Source organism: Lacinutrix algicola, assembly GCF_001418085.1.
GTDB lineage: Bacteria > Bacteroidota > Bacteroidia > Flavobacteriales > Flavobacteriaceae > Lacinutrix > Lacinutrix algicola.
In genome coordinates this window covers 1-16,943 of sequence record NZ_LIQH01000046.1, presented here as the reverse complement: position 1 = coordinate 16,943, position 16,943 = coordinate 1, and the positions used below count along the sequence as shown (strand labels likewise).

Genomic DNA, 16,943 nt, shown 5'->3' with positions numbered 1-16,943 from the left:
ATAATTCCTGTAACGTACGGCAACATTGTATAAAAATAATGCTTAATTTAGTCCTGAATCAACGGATTATGCATTTTTACTAACTTCTGATTTTCCTTCGGAAAATCCTCGCAAGCAAAAACGCACAATCCTTATACGTAACCGTTGCCACACATTTGAGGAAAACTATATACATAACATTAATATTGGGAATTCTGATTTCTTGCAAACAGAAAAAAGAACCAAAACAGGCGGAAAATAAACCGACTGAAATTCCTGCGTGGAAAATTGATTTAGACACAATTTTGGAAAGAAATAATCCCAAAAGTCTTGACTTAACAAAACATCAACTTTTTATCGACACAACACGAAATTCGGAGATTTACGAAAAGGTAATTAACTGGAAACCGAATCGAATGGATAATGATGCAATTTCTTATTACGAGAAAGAAATTTCAAAAAAACACAAACCCAAAAAAGTATACTTAAAGGGATTTCCGAGACATTGGATTAGTTTAAAAAAGTTGAATAACGAATTCGTGATTTACGAACCTTGTGACGGAAATACGCCATCATACGAAATCAATGAAAATTCTGTTCTATTCTTTCATCAACTTGAAGCAGATGCTGACTTAATATCTGAATTGAAAAAATTGAGAGAAAACGAAATCGCTTTAGAATTAAATACTATTCCACAGAAAACTAAATCTGAAAAAGCAGAATTAACAATAAAACCAACTGAATTTAAAAACGTTTATGAATTGACATATAGTTTTGATAAGGTTGTAAGTAAACAGTACGTTACACCAAACGATAAAGTGTCGGAATTTGATATAATTGTAAATAATTGTCCGACAATGAAAAGAATGGAATTTAATGGATTTGACAAAGATTAGCGGAATAAAAACGTGTGGCAACAACGTGTATAATTAATGGCTAGTTCTCGCCTACTTACGAAAATCCTTGCGGATTTTCTATTCAGTTTTTATTTGCTAAATTAGGTGCTTAAACACGCCACTAATCATACACAAGCACGTTGTAGTGCATTTGAGAAATATGAGTTTTTGGAATAAAATTTTAGGAAAAAAGGATAATAATCCAACAAAAGAAACATCGGATTTTGACTCTGATGTTAAAAAGTCGATTGATATTATTGGAAGTAAAAAATCTCTTGAGAATGACGAACTTCTGACTTTACTTACTCGAAATGGAATTGAAGAAAATAGCGGAATTGAAATCATTACTTTTCTGCCGATAGCATTCGTCAGAAAATGGTTGGCTGACGTAGATTGGCCAAAAACATATTTGGAACAATATTCTGAATCGAAAAGAATATCAAAACGATTTTCTGATAATCATCAATATTTGACAATGGAAAAAATTGTTGACCAATATTGGAATGATAATCCGAATAATGACGTGATAGTTAATATTGCAGGAAGAAGTTCCGAATTCAATGCGATTAACCAACTTCTGAATGATGGAGGGAAAATGGCTAATATAAAAATGACAGAAACAGTAATAATCCGATAATAAAAACGCACTACAACACCGTATAAAAATAATTGCGGTTTAGTGCTTAATCAAAGGTCGTTGCGTGTTTGTAACATCTGATTTTCCTTCGGAAAATCCTCGAATACAAACCCGCAACTATTCTTATACATAAACGTTGGCATTCATTGACCAGTAAACTCAAAACACAATATTGACAATTTTAAGAAATGAAGAAAATTTATTTAATATTAATTATTTGCGTCTTGTTATCAAGCTGTTTTGATTTATTTGACCCAGCTTATTGGAAAGATGGAAATTACAGATTATCAACCAATGCAGGAGAACCAAGTTGCTTATATTTATCGAATGATGGAATTGGTTTACTTGAATGTGTAAAAAGTATTGGAAGTAATAAAGAATATATAATAGCAACTCAAATAAGTAGAAAAGGAAAAGTTTATTATTGGATAATCAAAAAGAAGGAAAATAAATATAAGGAAAAACCTGAAGGACCTTATGACTTAAAGCAATTCACTGAAATCAAGAAAAGCCTTTTGATTTCTGACCTAAATTTTGAGTCTGAATTTGGGAAAAAGAAAAATTGAATATGGAATTTAGCAAGTTGCGGAATTGCTCACTCAATCGGAATTGAAAAAGTTTGCAGAATAAAACGCTGACTGAATTCACTCAAACGCTGAAAAAAGTAAAAAAAGGAATTAAGCAGAATAATTAAAAGTCTGAATAAAAACAACGAAATGCCAACACCGTATAAACTTTATTGCTGGTTTTAGCTCACTTAGGAAATTCCTCCGGAATTTCGCCGTTCGTGTTTTATTTAGTAAATTCACTGCTTAAACATCGCAACAAAGCTTATACATCAACGTTGTAGGTAATTTAAGAAACCGTGATAATACGAAAGGAAATAAAAGATGATAATGAACTGTATTTGTATTTCAATGGAAAATTGATTTACAAAAGATGGCTGAATTTAGGTTACGGAAAAGTTTTTGACACGCACGCTTTCGGAAAATACACGGATTATAGTATTACTGATTTTGACCTTGAAGAAACACCTGAATTAATTCACGTAAAAGCGAAATTAACTCTCGTTACAACTGAACAAGGCGGAAGGAAAACTGGAATTGCAAGTGGATATCGTCCAAATCACGTTTTCGAATATCAAACAAACGGACAATTTAAGTATGCTTATATGGGAGATATTCAATTCGAGCAAACTGAGCGGATTTTGCCTGGAGAAACTAAAGAAATTTTAGTTAGGTTTTTATCAAGACAACCGATTGACGAATATATGAATATCGGACGAAAATGGTGGATTCACGAAGGAGCAAGAAAAATTGGAGAAGCAGAAATATTAGGAATTGAATTTCCAAAAACTGAATAAAAAACTACCTACAACACCGTATAAAAATAATTGCGGTTTAGTGCTTAATCAAAGGTCGTTGCGTGTTTGTAACGTCTGATTTTCCTTCGGAAAATCCTCGCATACAAACCCGCAACTATTCTTATACATAAACGTTGTAGCCAATTTGAGAAAATGAAGAACTTTCGATTAACTTTAATTACTGAAAACCAAAATTCTCTTGAAAAAGGGAAAAAGTTTGCGGAATTGATATGCGAAACTCTGAATTGTGAAAACGGATTTGAAATCTCAAAATATGCGAAACTGAAAAACTCATACCGAATTGAAATTATTGGAAAAATGGCTGACCAAAATAATTCGATTTTGGAATCAATTGAATTGACTGACAGAATTTGTTCGCCTTGGATTGTGAATTTTGACCGAACCGAAAATGAAGTGGAATTGATGTTTAATAAATCGGAATTAACTAACTATCGGAATGAAAATTTTAACACTCTGAATTGGGCAAATTTCGGAATAGAAAAATAATAAAAACTGGCTACAACACCGTATAAAAATAATTGCGGTTTAGTGTTTAATCAAAGGTCGTTGCGTGTTTGTAACGTCTGATTTTCCTTCGGAAAATCCTCGCATACAAACCCGCAACTATTCTTATACATAAACGTTAGCAACAATATACCGAAAACCGTGAAAACAGCAATTTACATAGACGACACTGGAACACCTCAAGAATCCAAAAGCAAATACGACCCAGGAAACTGGAAAAGTTGGGTTGCTGTCGTTTTAAAACCTACGGAAAGAACAGAAATAAGTCAATTAATACTTGCTCTGAAAAATAACATTAGCGAAAAATGGAATATAAAGGAGTTTCATTTTACGGATATTTATTCTGGAAAAAATGATTTTAAAAAAGTTCCAGTAAATTTCAGAATTGGAATATTTCAGCATTTTGCGCAAATCTATAAAAACTATAATTGTCCAATTATTATACAATCGCTGAATGATGACGACATTATTCGAAATGAAATGTCTGAATTTAAACATCTAAAACTTTCGGGTTTTGATTTTTCTGACAATGCACAATTATGTTTATGGTTATTATTGATTAGATTAAAAAACAATCCAGTTTTCACAAAATACAAATTGCCTCTAGAAATTTATGTGGATAACGGAAAGCAAAAGCCAAACACTACTCAAAAGTCAGTTGAAATAAAGGATTTTGCTGTCAACTCTGAATTAAAATACATAGATTCACAAAGTGACCCTTTAATGCAATTTATTGATTTTATTGCCTATTGTTTAAATAGACACAGATGGATTCTAATGAATAATAAGCAATCAGATGGAGACTTATTAATTATGCAGATTACTGAATTTGCTAATTTCAACACATTGAATATGAAAAAGAGTTATTTTAAAATTGGAGAAGATGATTCAAGGGAATATTACGATAAACTTTTAAGAAAAACATATGACTTGAACGGAAACCTATCGGATGAAGAAGTCGAAAGAATAAAAAAAGAAAAAGAATAAATACAGTTGCTAACACCGTATATAATTTATTGCTGGCTTCTCGCCTACTTACGAAAGTCCTCGCGGACTTTCTTGGTCGGTAATTATTTACTAAATTAGTTGCTTAAAACACGCAACAAACCATATACAACAACGTTGTGCGTCATTTAACAGAAACCTCAAAAATGAAAGAAAATCCGAAATATATTATCCCTAAACCTTGCAACAAAAGGTGGAATGATATGCAAGAAACATTTTCTTCCAATGAAAAATTCTGCCAGAATTGTAACGAAAAAGTTTTTGATATAAGAACAAAAAACAAATCTGAGATTGAAATTTGGTATAAAGAAAATAATGAAAATGTTTGTGTTTTAGCAAATACGAATCAATTAACTCAGGAATTGGAAAAAAAGAAGTCGATTTTTGATTTAAGGAAAATTGGAATTGCAAGTGTTTTAATTGGTAGCTCATTATTCCATCCGAATTTATATGCACAGGAATCTGAAAAAGCTAACTCATTTACTATTGAGCAAACTGAATTAAAATCTGAGAATATCATAATTGAGGGAATTGTAAAAATTAAAGCATTTATTGGTTGGAAAAAAATAAATGAATTTAAAGTCAATATTTATTCAAACGAAGTTTTCGTAACTGATTTATTAATTGATAGAAAAGGTAAATTCAAACTGGAATTAGATAGAAAATTGTTTCCCGAAAATTTGAGCATTTCTATCCACGCTGTCAAATATAAAAGTATCCGAATTGACGAAATTGAAGTTAAAGACACAAAGCTAAAGATATATTTAGACAAAAAAGATATTAAAGTTCTTGTTGGTAGATTTTATTAACAAACGAATGAATAAAAAAACGAACGCACAACACCGTGTATAATTAATTGCTGTGTAAGTGCTCATCTGGAATATTCCTTCGGAATATTCACAGGCTCGTACCTTTTTGTTAACTTAGTTGCTTAACCACGCAACTAACCATACACAATCACGTTGTAACCAATTTGAGAAAAATCCTAACTACAAAGAATGTTATTTATAAAAAGACATAGTTTAGTTTCCGAAAAACCTCTCAATATTGTGAGAAATAACTTAAAATCTTCAAATGACAAACTAAATGTTACGGAATTGAACGAAACGAAATTATACGGATTAATGAAAAACAAATATGGAACTGGATATGATATAATATCAGACATTAATTTAAAATATGTTTCTTCTGAAAAAACAACTATTGAAATTAAAAACGAATTTGACTTATTTACAAACCTGTTTCTGATTGCAATGTTCGTTGGACTTTGGGGAATTTCAATCTATAAATTAATCAACGGAGAAAGTATTTTAAGTTTTGAACTGATTTTAATGTTCACTTTTCCAATTATTGGAGCTTTAATTACAAAATCATCTTTCGGAATTTATGACAAACGAATAATGAAAATATATACATCATTACTGAATAATAATGAACCTAACAAATAACTTCCAAATTGACAGAATTGTCAAAACAGAAAAATCTAAATTGGAATTAGTTGACTCAATTAAAAAATTCAACCATAAAAAAATTGACATAGGGACTGGAGTAATAACGATTTATGGAAAAGTATTCTATGACTTTGCTTGCGAACTAAATTCTCTTGAAGTAAAACTTACATCAAAACCGAAAAATAATATTCTGATTGCTGTTCTGATTTTTTTAATTGTTTGGACAGTTGGATTTACTTATGAGCACGGAATTTTTGTTGGACTTCCGGCAGCAATATTTTTTGTTATATTTTTTGGATTTGTTCATAAAAGAATGATGGAATTAAGTCTTGATGAAATAACTGAATTAATAAAAAAAGAATAAAAACTGGTTACAACACCGTGTATAATTAATTGCTTGGTTCACTGCCGACTTACGAACATTCCTGCGGAATATTCTATCTGTGATTTATTTGCTAAATTAGTTGCTTAACCACGCAACTAACCATACACAACAACGTTAGGCACAAGCTAAAAAAAATCGCGAATAAAATGGCAATTTGGCAATACCAATTGAACATAATACCAAAAAAAGCTATACTTGAAAAGTATGGAAAAATACCAGATACTCTTTTTATCGATTTTATTAATTGGAAAATTTATTGGGAAAATGTAACTTATGACAATGGTTATCCAGAACCAAATTTTGAGGATGCAAGAACAATAAAATGGTGGAACAATATTAAACTCGATATTAAAAAAACTTCGGAACAAATTGACCAATACGTTACACGTGGAGATTGGAATGATGATGGAGAAAGAGGATTTATCGGTTGGAAAGGAAATTCAGAAAAAGAAGAAGATAATGACGCACATATTGCTTACGACAAGAAAACAAATATAATTTCTGAATTTCAATTTAGAACTGATTTGCGAAATAAAGAAAATGCAATGAAATTTTTAAATGGTATGTTGAATGTATGCAGTCAAAATGATTTAATGGTTCTAAATACAGAGGGAATTCTATTCGAACCACAAACTGAATTGATTTTTGAAGATATAAAAAACTCAAATGCTGTGAAATTCTTTTCTGACCCAATCGAATTTCTTGAAAAAATCGGAAAAGAAGAAGATAAAAGAAAACTTAAAGAAGACAGTTTTTGGTCGAAAATAAAAGCACTTTTGGAATAAAAAGCCAGATGCCTAACACCGTGTATAATTAATTGCTGCATTGAGCTTACTTGCGAATATTCCTGCGGAATATTCACGGGTTCGTAAATGTTTATTAACTTAGTTGCTTAACCACGCAACTAACCATACACAATCACGTTACCACACATTTGAGAAAACAATGAAGAACTCATCAATAAATAAGATTTTAAACGACAAAGTATTGGTCGAGCTTTCTACTGAACTGAAAAGTTTAGGTTTCAAACTAAAGAAGACTGAAAGTAAATTGACCTTTTCAAAAAATGGCTTCTCTTTAGTTTATTGGTTATATAGAAATGGATATCGATTCATTTGGGATGAAAAATCAGGAAATGCATTTATTACGTTTAGTTTTTTTACTCACTTGAAATATACGGATTACAATAAATGGTATGAAAAACAATTTAAAAAAACTGTAAATGTTGAACAGTTTTTAAGAAAAGACTATCTGTTTTTAAAACTTGACACTACATCTTACAATCAGAATGATTTCTCAGAACAAGCAGGAACACCGGTAATTATAGAAAATGACTTTTTTACTACAGGAATTCACCAATATGAAACAGAAAAACATACCGAATTCAATAAAGATTTTACTGAGTCATTAAAAAAAAATGTTGACATCTTAGAAAATAGCATTGACTTATCGTTTATAAACGAAAGAAAAGGTCTGCCTATGGAATATGTTTGTTTACCGCACTTCTATAATGATACGAGATTGACGGCTGAATTATTTGACAAGCATTATGGATTAAGAATTAATCAAATTGAGAATAAAATCGAAAGTGGCCGATCCAATGAACAAATTCAAAAATTAAGTGAGAATTTGAATGATTTTATTGAAATTTCAAATGAATTAATCCAAAAAGAATATTTAAACCCATACTTACCTAAATAAAAAACGTGTGGTAACACCGTATATAATTTATTGCTGGCTTCTCGCCTACTTACGAAAGTCCTCGCGGACTTTCTTTATCCGTAATTATTTACTAAATTAGTTGCTTGAAACACGCAACAAACCATATACAAGAACGTTGCCGTCCATTGCTCACTCGGCTCAAAAAACGGTAGTTCACTCAAAAGTCGATTAAAGTAATAATGGTTTCCGATCTATTAATTGCGCAATCTTTGCGTACGACTGACCTCACTCCCACGCAATCTTTGTTAAACGGATTTACCAAGCCTAACGCAACTCTTAAGCCGATAAAATAATTCCTGTAACGTACGGCAACATTGTATAAAAATTATGCTTATTTTAGTCCTGAAACAATGGAAGTGCTTCTTTTGCTAGCTTCTGATTTTCCTGCGGAAAATCCCAGCAAACAAAAACTCACAATCCTTATACTTAACCGTTGCCGTCCATTGCTCACTCGGCTCTAAAAAACGATAATTCACTCAAAAGTCGATTAAAGTAAATAACGGTTTCCGATCCAATAATTGCGCAATCTTTGCGTACGACTGACCTCACTCCCACGCAATCTTTGATAAACCGATTTACTAAGCTTTGCGCAACTCTTAAGCCGATAAAATAATTCCTGTAACGTACGGCAACATTGTATAAAAATAATGCTTAATTTAGTCCTGAAACAATGGAAGTGATTCTTTTGCTAGCTTCTGATTTTCCTGCGGAAAATCCCAGCAAGCAAAAACGCACAATCCTTATACTTAACCGTTGCCGTCCATTGCTCACTCGGTTCAAAAAACGGTAATTCACTCAAAAGTCGATTAAAATAAATAACGGTTTCCGATACATTAATTGCGCAATCTTTGCGTACGACTGCCCTCACTCCAACGCAATCTTTGTTAAACGGATTTACTAAACTTTACGCAACTCTTAAGCCGATAAAATTAAATGGATTCCAATTTATTAATTACGCAATCTTTACTAATCCGATTTACCAAGCTTTACGCAACTCTTAAGCCTATAAAATAATTCCTGTAACGTACGGCAACATTGTATAAAAATAATGCTTAGTTTAGTCCTGAAACAATGGAAGTGCTTCTTTTGCCAGCTTCTGATTTTCCTACGGAAAATCCCAGCAAGCAAAAACGCACTATCCTTATACGTAACCGTTGCCGTCCATTGCTCACTCGGCTCAAAAAACGGTAATTCACTCAAAAGTCGATTAAAGTAATAACGGTTTCCGATCCATTAATTGCGCAATCTTTGCGTACGACTGACCTCACTCCCACGCAATCTTTGTTAAACGGATTTACTAAACCTAACGCAACTCTTAAGCCAATAAAATAATTCCTGTAACGTACGGCAACATTGTATAAAAATTATGCTTAATTTAGTCCTTAAACAATGGAAGTGCTTCTTTTGCTAGCTTCTGATTTTCCTACGGAAAATCCCAGCAAACAAAAGCGCACAATCCTTATACGTAACCGTTGGCAAACATTAACGAAACGCATATGAAAAGAATAATTTTTATTTTAATTTTTACTTTCTGTTTTACGAATATCTATTCTCAAGATACATACGTGAAATTACCAACTGTAAAAAATAATTGTCCGACAATCATCATTGAAAAAGACATTATTGGGAATGAAAGTGCTATCGGAACAACAAAAGAATTGATTGATGAAATAAGTGTTATTAAAGGCAAACCAAATCGGAAAGAACATAAATTCTTCAATCTGTCTGAAAACGGAATTATTTTTGTCAGTTTAAAGAAAGAAACTGCTTTTAAAACACAATCTGAATTAAATGAATTTTTCGGAATTGAAAAAAATAACGGAGTTTATGTAAATGGATATTTAATAGAAAATTCTGATTACAAAATTGCGACTGAATGTATTATGGAAATTGAATTGGTGGAACCTGAATCTGAAAACAAACTTAAGAGTAAAGCAATTAACGTTTGGACTCTAACTAAAGAACAAAGAACTAATGGTTGTGAATGGCAGAACGCGAATTAAAATAACGATTTGCCAACACCGTGTATAATTAATTGCTTGGTCACTGCCGACTTACGAACATTCCTGCGGAATATTCTATCTGTGATTAGTTTGCTAACTTAGTTGCTTAACCACGCAACTAACCATACACATCAACGTTGTAGCCAATTTGAGAAAATGAAGAACTTTCGATTAACTTTAATTACTGAAAACCAAAATTCTCTTGAAAAAGGGAAAAAGTTTGCGGAATTGATATGCGAAACTCTGAATTGTGAAAACGGATTTGAAATCTCAAAATATGCGAAACTGAAAAACTCATACCGAATTGAAATTATTGGAAAAATGGCTGACCAAAATAATTCGATTTTGGAATCAATTGAATTGACTGACAGAATTTGTTCGCATTGGATTGTGAATTTTGACCGAACCGAAAATGAAGTGGAATTGATGTTTAATAAATCGGAATTAACTAACTATCGGAATGAAAATTTTAACACTCTGAATTGGGCAAATTTCGGAATAGAAAAATAATAAAAACTGGCTACAACACCGTATAAAAATAATTGCGGTTTAGTGTTTAATCAAAGGTCGTTGCGTGTTTGTAACGTCTGATTTTCCTTCGGAAAATCCTCGCATACAAACCCGCAACTATTCTTATACATAAACGTTGCCGTCCATTGCTCACTCGGCTCTAAAAAACGATAATTCACTCAAAAGTCGATTAAAATAAATAACGGTTTCCGATCCATTAATTGCGCAATCTTTGCGTACGACTGACCTCACTCACACGCAATCTTTGTTAAACGGATTTACTAAGCTTTGCGCAACTCTTAAGTAGATAAAATAATTCCTCTAACGTACGGCAACATTGTATAAAAATAATGCTTAATTTAGTACCTAAACAATGGAAGCGCTTCTTTTGCTAGCTTCTGATTTTCCTGCGGAAAATCCCAGCAAGCAAAAACGCACAATCCTTATACTTAACCGTTAGGTGCAATTATCTCACTCGGCTTAAATAAAAAATATTTAGTTATTAAAAAACAGATTATTAAATACTATGTTTACTAATAAAGAAACTAATAACAAACAAATTGATTTAGCGTATTTTAATAATCGTTTGACTAAAGAATATGATTATTTAAAAAAATATTTCGAATTAAATAGACAGAGTGTTCTTGATAATCAAACAAGACTACAAGATGAACTATTCGAAGACACTAATCGTGACCCAGATAATGAAAGTATGATTCAGGATATTTTTGAAACAAGTCTGAATACTATAACATCATTATACTACCATTCCTCAATAGCATTGGTTCATAGCTTTTTGGAAGAACATTTATCAAAAATTTGTTTTCTAATTCAAAAAGAAACTAATCATAAATTCTCTCTTGAAAATTTAAAAGGTGGAGATTATATAAAAAATTCTTTTGAATATTTAATGTTAACATCAGCCTTAAATGTAGAACTAGTAAATAGGCATAAACCTAGGTTGAAAAAATTTCAAATCTTAAGAAATAAAATTATCCATGAGAATTCAAAATATAAGAATTCCGATGAAAAAGAAAAGTTAATCAATGATTTTAATGATAAAATTGGTTTCATTGAAAGTGAAAATAAATTTTATCTGAAAACAGACGATTTACAATTAGAATATTTAGAAAAATCAAAGAAAGTTTTGGATGACGTATTATCAGATATAATTCAAAAAAGTTTTTTAGTTTTAGGTTAAATTATAGAGATTAAAAAAAAATAAAAGCACCTAACACCGTATATAGTTTATTGCTGGCTTATTGCCTACTTACGAAAGTCCTCGCGGACTTTCTTGGTCGGTAATTATTTGCTAAATTAGTTTCTTGAAACACGCAACAAACCATATACAACAACGTTGGCAGCAAGTTGTGCCGATCTACAATTTTCCATCTTCCTCTTATATTCTGTACTTGTTTTTTAAGTCCAAAAATTTCAAGATTGCGCAGAAAAAATTAAATTTAAAAATCTGATTCTAAAAAAAAAACAATCAAAACTTACGTCTGAACTGTTCGCAAAAAAACAATCTGAATTTAGATTTTTAAGTAAAAAAACAAATAATTCCTGGAGCTACGTTCCTTAAAAACGTACGAATAAAAATTATATTTATCAGCATTTCGCAAGTATAACGGCTGACTAATAAAAAATTAAAACCTGCTGCCAACAATGTATATAATTAATTGCTGCTTCTAGCCTACTCACGAAAAGCCCTTCGGCTTTTCTATTCCGTTATTATTTACTAAATTACGTGCAAATAACACGCAACAAACCATATACTAGACCGTTGGCAGCAAGTTGTGCAGATCTACAATTTTCCTTCTTCCTCTTATAGTCTGTACTTGTTTTTTAGGTCCAAAAATTTCAAGATTGCGCAGAAAAAATTAAATTTAATAATCTGACTCTTAAAAAAAATCAAAACTTACGTCTGAACTGAGCGCAAAAAAAACAATCTGAATTTAGAATTTTAAGTAAAAAAATAAATAATTCCTGGAGCTACGTTCCTTAAAAACGTACGAATAAAAATTAAATTTATCAGCATTTCGCAAGTATAACGGCTGACTAATAAAAAATTAAAACCTGCTGCCAACAATGTATATAATTAATTGCTGCTTCTAGCCTACTCACGAAAAGCCCTTCGGCTTTTCTATTCCGTTATTATTTACTAAATTACGTGCAAATAACACGCAACAAACCATATACTAGACCGTTGGCAGTAATTAAAAACTCACTATAGAACAGAAATTCTCCTATTTAAAAACATCCAAAAATGACAGTAGAAAAAAGAATGATAATACTAGAAAACAATTATATTCCTCATAAAACATATCATCTTAATACTACAGAAAAAATATATTTAGGAAATAAAGAAGATAAAAAGTGTAGGTTTTGTAAAAAAACAGAACCTGAAGTTCTATTTAATAAAATCGCTCATGCAATTCCTGAATTTGTAAACAATCATAATCTTTTAAGTTATTATGAATGTGATTCTTGTAATAGTAAATTTGCAAGAACTATAGAAACTCACATGGGAGATTATATGAACCCAAATCATACAATGTCACAAGTTCGAGGTAAAAAAGGTGTGCCATCTGTAAGAAAAGGAGGTGAAAAATCTAGAATTGATTTAAAAAAAGACGGTTTAAAAATTCAAGCTCATGATGGAGAAAGAGAAATTTTTGATTTTGACGAAGTTAATAAAACAATCACATTAAAAACAATAAGAGCAACATATATACCAATTGCAATATACAAATGTCTTACTAAAATGGCACTTACAATTATAGACGAAAGTGAATTAGAGAATTTTAGGAATACTTTAGAATGGATAAACGAAGAACAGCACGATAATAGCAGGTTTAGTCTTAATAACTTGAAATGCTTTTATTCTTTTACTCCTGGTCCACTTCCTCATGATTTCACTTCTTGTTTATTATTTAAGAGAAAAGAAGAGCATAAGGATAATGTTCCATATATGATTTTTTTATTAGCATATGGAAATTATACTTTTCAAATATATTTACCATTATCTAATAAAGATTCTGGAGAAATTCAATTTACGGCTATACCGACTCCTTTTGATTCTAAAAATGAATTTGGTGCTCCGAAATATAAAATATTAGATTTTTCTTCAACGGAAAAGGTGAAGAATGAAGAAGTTAAATTACAATTGAGTTATGAAAGATTTGAAGATTTAGAAATAGATAACGAAGAATAACTACTGCCAACATCGTATATAATTTATTGCTGGCTTCTCGCCTATTTACGAAAGTCCTCGCGGACTTTCTTGGTCTGTAATTATTTACTAAATTAGTTGCTTAAAACACGCAACAAACCATATACAAACACGTTGTACACAATACAAAAAAAATGAGAATAGAGATACTTTTAATAATTCTAACAATGAGTTTATTTTCTTGTAATGCACAAAAAAAAGAGGAAAAGCTTCCAAAAGTGGAATTTGATTTCTCTAATATGCCTGAAAATTATAAAGCGAAACCTTTCACTTACCTTAATGATTTAGACAAAACCTTTACACTAGAACAAAATGAGGAATTAGAAAAACTGTTAGTTAAACTGCTAAAAGAAAATGGAAAACAGATTATAATTTTAATAAACCCTTCAAGAGAGAAGTTGAATAAAGAATGGAGTATTGTTAATGTACTTGGAACAAATAGCGGAATAATAATCACTTTGAACAAATCTCTAAAAAATATTGGAATTGGAATTGCTATGGATACAAAGGATATTTTATTAAAACAAACTCGTAAAGAGATTATTGAAAACATTATGATTCCTGAATTTAAAAACGGAAATTATTATAACGGAATTAATAAAGGAATTGAAGAGATTTTAAAACAATGGAAATAAAAGTACTGTGTACAACACCGTATAAACTTTATTGCTAGTTTTAGCTCACTTGGGAAATTCCTTCGGAATTTCTCCGTTCGTGTTTTATTTACTAAATTCACTGCTTGAACAACGCAACAAAGCTTATACAACAACGTTAGCGAACATTGCTCACTCGGCTCAAAAAAAAGTGAAATTCCTTAATTTCTAACTCTGTGATTTTAATTTTATCAAAAAAATTAAAACATTACTCTTTCGTCAAATTAGCTTCTTAAAAGACTTTTAACATAAAAGGCAACGGATTTACTTACTCAACCGATTTCGGACAAGTGCAATGCGCAAATATTGCGTCGGACTGATATTCTGTACGTAATCTAAACTCTAAAATTTCTGACCATAGCAAAACGCAAATATTACGGCGGATTTACTTTTTGTACGGAAAATCTAAATGTGGTAAATAAAAATCACTAAAACAATGTTTTATAAATGTTAGAGAATTAAATCAATCCTAAAAGTGAGAAATTATAACGTTCGCTAACAAAATGTATAAAAAATGGCTATTTTAGTCCTAACTTTTTGGTAGTTGTTTTGTTTGCCAGCTTCTGATTTTCCTTCGGAAAATCCTCGCATACAAACACGCAACTTTCCATACATGAAACGTTGCCACACATATAAATGAAGAACTTCAAAACACCTTTAGGAATATTCGGAATTGCATATATTATTTATGGATTGGTAATGAATTATCGAATGTTTACTGAAAAAATGTGGCCAACTTATTTATTTTTTATATCAATAGGAGTTGGAATTTTATTCTTGGCAATTAATGAAAAAACGAGAAAACTTCCGAATTTTAAATTTTGGGGAATATTAATTGGAATTTTGCCAGTTTTGACTTTCTATATTTATATGAAAATCTTAGATTATAAATATCCAACAGAAATCACATTAACCAAGAAAGAAATTAATTACAACCAATCCCTTAAAAATGGAGATATAATATTCCAAACCTCAAAATCGAGTCAGAGTAAAGCCATTCAATTGGCGACAAACTCGAAATATAGTCATATGGGAATTATCTATGAAAATGACGGAAAATTTTTTGTTTTTGAGGCAGTTGAGCCAGTTAAGTTGACACCATTACAGGAATGGAAAAATCGTGGAGAAAATGGACATTATGTAATTAAACGAATTAAGAACTCTGAAAATATTTTAACAAATAGAGTTGTGAACGAAATGAAAGTTTACGGAGAAAAATTCAAAGGAAAATCTTACGATATATACTTTGAATGGTCTGACGATAAAATATATTGCTCTGAACTCGTTTGGAAAATTTACAAAGAAGTAGCGAATATAGAAATTGGAAAACTTGAACGACTTTCTGACTTTGATTTATCTAATGAAATTGTTCAGAACAAAATGAAAGAAAGATATGGAGAAAATATACCTATGAATGAAAAAGTAATTTCCCCAGCCGAAATGTTTAATTCTGAAAATTTAATAACAATTGAGGAAAAATAAAATACGTGTGGCAACACCGTATATAATTTATTGCTAGCTTATTGCTTACTTACGAAAGTCCTCTCGGACTTTCTTGGTCGGTAATTATTTACTAAATTAGTTGCTTGAAACACGCAACAAACCATATACAACAACGTTGGCAAACATTAAAGAATGAAAAAATTAACATTATTATTTCTTTTAATAACAAGCTTTTCTTTTAGTCAAGAAATAAAATATCATAATCCGAATTTTGACTTTAAAAGCGGAGAACATTATTATTTATTTGGAAATGATGTCAAATTCAGGAAACTTCCAAATTTAACATCTGAAGTGATTGATTTACTTAAAATTGGAACAGAAATACTAATACTTGAAAAAACTGAAAACAAGTTAAATTATAACGGAATTGAATCACCTTTTTATAAAGTTAAATACAATAATAAAGTTGGTTATTTACTTGGTGGATTAATTTCGTTAGAAAAAAAGGAATTTAAAAACTCAAAATACTTTTTTACTTATAAAAAAATAGAAGATAATTACTCAATTATCATACGTCATTTGAATGAAAAATCTGAACTAACCGAAAATATTTCTATTTTAGAAACTTATGAATTTTCAATTGACATTTTTGATAATAAAGGAATTGATAATTTAGAGAATATTTTGTTTGTGAATTATTTATCAGAAGCTTGTGGAATCGATGGTGGAGGAATTTACTTCTTCAAAACAGAGTCTGAGTTGAAAAAAGTCTTGGAAATATCTCAAGTTTCAGATGCTGGAATTTATTGGTTAGAAGAAAAATTAATTTTCCCTAAAGATAAAGATGGAATAAAAGGAAAAATAGTTTATCAAAAGGAAATCGGAAATTATGAAGATGAAGAAACTAATTGGATAGAAATCAAGAAAACGAGTAGAGAATTAGAATGGAAAAATAATGATTTATTTCCAAAGTTAGAAAAGGAAAAATAAAAAACGATTTGCCAACACCGTATAAACTTTATTGCTGGTTTTAGCTCACTTGGGAAATTCCTCCGGAATTTCGCCGTTCGTGTTTTATTTACTAAATTCACTGCTTAAACAACGCAACAAAGCTTATACAACAACGTTGTGTGTAATTT

Annotated in this window: 18 protein-coding genes; all 18 read left to right on the top strand. The window is 30.6% G+C overall.

The window, feature by feature from the left end; translation table 11 throughout:
- Positions 1-155: 155 nt before the first annotated feature.
- The gene (locus ASC41_RS16310; protein ID WP_152971509.1) at positions 156-875 is read left to right on the top strand and encodes a hypothetical protein; all 720 of its coding nucleotides are present in this window, start codon (positions 156-158) and stop codon (positions 873-875) included.
- A gap of 160 nt (positions 876-1,035) precedes the next feature.
- Positions 1,036-1,512: a hypothetical protein gene (locus tag ASC41_RS16305; protein ID WP_055437713.1), complete on the top strand. Its 477-nt coding sequence runs from the start codon at positions 1,036-1,038 to the stop codon at positions 1,510-1,512.
- A 188-nt stretch (positions 1,513-1,700) separates the two neighbouring features.
- A complete protein-coding gene (locus ASC41_RS16300; protein ID WP_152971508.1) occupies positions 1,701-2,078 on the top strand; it encodes a hypothetical protein in 378 nt (125 codons plus the stop codon).
- Between the two features lie 299 nt (positions 2,079-2,377).
- Positions 2,378-2,875: a hypothetical protein gene (locus ASC41_RS16295; RefSeq protein WP_055437711.1), complete on the top strand. Its 498-nt coding sequence runs from the start codon at positions 2,378-2,380 to the stop codon at positions 2,873-2,875.
- A gap of 153 nt (positions 2,876-3,028) precedes the next feature.
- On the top strand, positions 3,029-3,382 hold the full coding sequence (locus ASC41_RS16290; RefSeq protein ID WP_055437710.1) for a hypothetical protein: 354 nt from the start codon (positions 3,029-3,031) through the stop codon (positions 3,380-3,382).
- Between the two features lie 159 nt (positions 3,383-3,541).
- Positions 3,542-4,387: a DUF3800 domain-containing protein gene (locus ASC41_RS16285; protein WP_055437709.1), complete on the top strand. Its 846-nt coding sequence runs from the start codon at positions 3,542-3,544 to the stop codon at positions 4,385-4,387.
- A gap of 164 nt (positions 4,388-4,551) precedes the next feature.
- Positions 4,552-5,214 carry a hypothetical protein gene (locus ASC41_RS16280; RefSeq protein WP_055437708.1) on the top strand — a complete coding sequence of 221 codons (663 nt, stop codon included), beginning with the start codon at positions 4,552-4,554 and terminating at the stop codon, positions 5,212-5,214.
- Between the two features lie 240 nt (positions 5,215-5,454).
- Positions 5,455-5,853, top strand: coding sequence for a hypothetical protein (locus ASC41_RS16275; RefSeq protein ID WP_152971507.1), 399 nt, complete (start codon positions 5,455-5,457; stop codon positions 5,851-5,853).
- Entirely contained in the window at positions 5,837-6,220 is a 384-nt protein-coding gene (locus ASC41_RS16270) for a hypothetical protein (RefSeq protein ID WP_055437706.1), read from the top strand. The genes ASC41_RS16275 and ASC41_RS16270 overlap by 17 nt, the downstream gene beginning before the upstream one ends.
- 167 nt (positions 6,221-6,387) lie before the next feature.
- Positions 6,388-7,026: a hypothetical protein gene (locus ASC41_RS16265; RefSeq protein ID WP_055437705.1), complete on the top strand. Its 639-nt coding sequence runs from the start codon at positions 6,388-6,390 to the stop codon at positions 7,024-7,026.
- Positions 7,027-7,186: 160 nt separating this feature from the next.
- Positions 7,187-7,942 (top strand): hypothetical protein, encoded by a 756-nt coding sequence (locus tag ASC41_RS16260; RefSeq protein ID WP_055437704.1) that lies wholly within the window; start codon positions 7,187-7,189, stop codon positions 7,940-7,942.
- Between the two features lie 1,517 nt (positions 7,943-9,459).
- Positions 9,460-9,966 (top strand): hypothetical protein, encoded by a 507-nt coding sequence (locus ASC41_RS16255; RefSeq protein ID WP_055437703.1) that lies wholly within the window; start codon positions 9,460-9,462, stop codon positions 9,964-9,966.
- Positions 9,967-10,122: 156 nt separating this feature from the next.
- Positions 10,123-10,476: a hypothetical protein gene (locus ASC41_RS16250; RefSeq protein ID WP_055437702.1), complete on the top strand. Its 354-nt coding sequence runs from the start codon at positions 10,123-10,125 to the stop codon at positions 10,474-10,476.
- Positions 10,477-11,002: 526 nt separating this feature from the next.
- Positions 11,003-11,677 carry a hypothetical protein gene (locus tag ASC41_RS16245; protein ID WP_055437701.1) on the top strand — a complete coding sequence of 225 codons (675 nt, stop codon included), beginning with the start codon at positions 11,003-11,005 and terminating at the stop codon, positions 11,675-11,677.
- 1,065 nt (positions 11,678-12,742) lie between these two features.
- Entirely contained in the window at positions 12,743-13,690 is a 948-nt protein-coding gene (locus ASC41_RS16240) for an HNH endonuclease (RefSeq protein ID WP_055437700.1), read from the top strand.
- A 152-nt stretch (positions 13,691-13,842) separates the two neighbouring features.
- Positions 13,843-14,343, top strand: coding sequence for a TPM domain-containing protein (locus ASC41_RS16235; protein WP_083477238.1), 501 nt, complete (start codon positions 13,843-13,845; stop codon positions 14,341-14,343).
- A gap of 654 nt (positions 14,344-14,997) precedes the next feature.
- Positions 14,998-15,843 (top strand): YiiX family permuted papain-like enzyme, encoded by an 846-nt coding sequence (locus ASC41_RS16230; RefSeq protein WP_206542931.1) that lies wholly within the window; start codon positions 14,998-15,000, stop codon positions 15,841-15,843.
- A gap of 153 nt (positions 15,844-15,996) precedes the next feature.
- Positions 15,997-16,794, top strand: a complete 798-nt coding sequence (locus ASC41_RS16225; RefSeq protein ID WP_055436632.1) for an SH3 domain-containing protein — start codon at positions 15,997-15,999, stop codon at positions 16,792-16,794.
- Positions 16,795-16,943 lie beyond the last annotated feature (149 nt).